This is a genomic window from Streptomyces boluensis (assembly GCF_009908195.1).
Classification (GTDB): domain Bacteria; phylum Actinomycetota; class Actinomycetes; order Streptomycetales; family Streptomycetaceae; genus Streptomyces; species Streptomyces boluensis.
The window spans coordinates 1-1539 of record NZ_JAAAHS010000702.1; the positions used below are offsets into that span (position 1 = coordinate 1).

Genomic DNA, 1539 nt, shown 5'->3' on the forward strand with positions numbered 1-1539 from the left:
AGTTACTCCCATGTTGCCCACGTTTGTCGCCGCTGCCCCGCCCCCCGCCGAGCCGCCACCTCACACCGGTGGACTGCTCACCCTGATCGACGGCACCGCCGGTCTGCTGACCGTCGCCGTGCTCGGCATAGCCCTCCTGCTCTTTCTGATCATCAAGGTCCGGCTGCAGCCCTTCGTCGCGCTGCTCGCCGTCTCCATCGCCGTGGGTCTCGCCGCGGGCCTCTCCGTCACCGAACTCTTCGGCACGGTGCAGAAGTCCGACGCCGTCTCGATGATCGAGTCCGGTATGGGCGGCATCCTCGGGCATGTCGCCATCATCATCGGACTCGGCACGATGCTCGGAGCCATCCTCGAAGTGTCCGGCGGCGCCGAGGTGTTGAGCTCCCGGCTGCTCGGTCTCTTCGGTGAGAAGCGGGCCCCGCTCGCCATGGGTATGACCGGCCTGATCTTCGGTATCCCGGTCTTCTTCGACGTCGGCATCTTCGTCCTCGCGCCGATCGTGTACGCCGCCGCCAAGCGCTCCGGCAAGTCGATCCTGCTGTACGCGATGCCGCTGCTCGCGGGTCTGTCGATGACCCACGCGTTCCTGCCGCCGCACCCCGGCCCGGTCGCCGCCGCCGGACTCTTCAACGTGTCGCTCGGCTGGATCATCGTCATGGGCCTGGTCTGCGGCCTGCCCGCGGTGCTCGCCGCCTGGGCGTACTCGACGTGGATCGGCAACCGCCTCTTCGTGCCCGTGCCGCAGGACATGCTGGAGGCCACCGAGGAGGCCAAGGCCGCGGTCGCCGCCGACCGTGCCGCGCACGGTGACACGACCAAGGAGAAGCCGGTCGCGCTCACCACCGTCTTCACGATCATCGGTACGCCGCTGATCCTCATCCTGGCCGCGACGTTCTCCTCCATCGCCCTGGACGAGTCGACGCTGCGCTCCGTCATCGAGTTCTTCGGCCACCCCTTCGTGGCCCTGACGATCGCGCTGCTGCTCGCGTACTACCTGCTCGGCATCCGGCGCGGCTGGACCCGTAAGTCACTCGAGCAGGTCTCCACCGCGTCCCTGAAGCCGGTCGGCAACATCCTGCTCGTGGTCGGCGCGGGCGGTGTCTTCGGTGCCGTCCTGAAGGGCTCGGGCATCGCGGACGCGCTCGCCGACGCCTTCAACGGCATGGGCCTGCCGGTCATCGTGCTCGCGTACCTGATCTCCGTGGTGCTGCGTGTCGCCCAGGGTTCGGCGACCGTCGCGATCGTCGCCACCGCGGGCATCGTGGTGCCGCTGGTGGAGGGCGGCGGCCACTCGCAGCCCTTCCTCGCCCTGGTCATCATGGCCATCTCGGCCGGTTCGATCTTCGCCTCGCACGTCAACGACGGCGGATTCTGGATCGTCTCCAAGTACTTCGGGATCTCCGAGCGGGACACGTTGAAGTCGTGGACGGTGCTCGAATCGGTGCTGTCCGTCGCAGGGTTCGCGGTGGCCGCAGTGCTGAGTTTGTTCTTCTAGGGGCCCCAGGGGCTTTCTTCTAGGGGCTCACGCAGGACAAACGC

Annotated in this window: 1 protein-coding gene; it reads left to right on the forward strand. The window is 67.7% G+C overall.

Features of this window, described 5'->3' with window-relative positions; translation table 11 throughout:
- Window positions 1-10: 10 nt before the first annotated feature.
- The gene (locus GUY60_RS37585; protein ID WP_161705982.1) at window positions 11-1495 is read left to right on the forward strand and encodes a GntP family permease; all 1485 of its coding nucleotides are present in this window, start codon (window positions 11-13) and stop codon (window positions 1493-1495) included.
- Window positions 1496-1539: the final 44 nt, after the last annotated feature.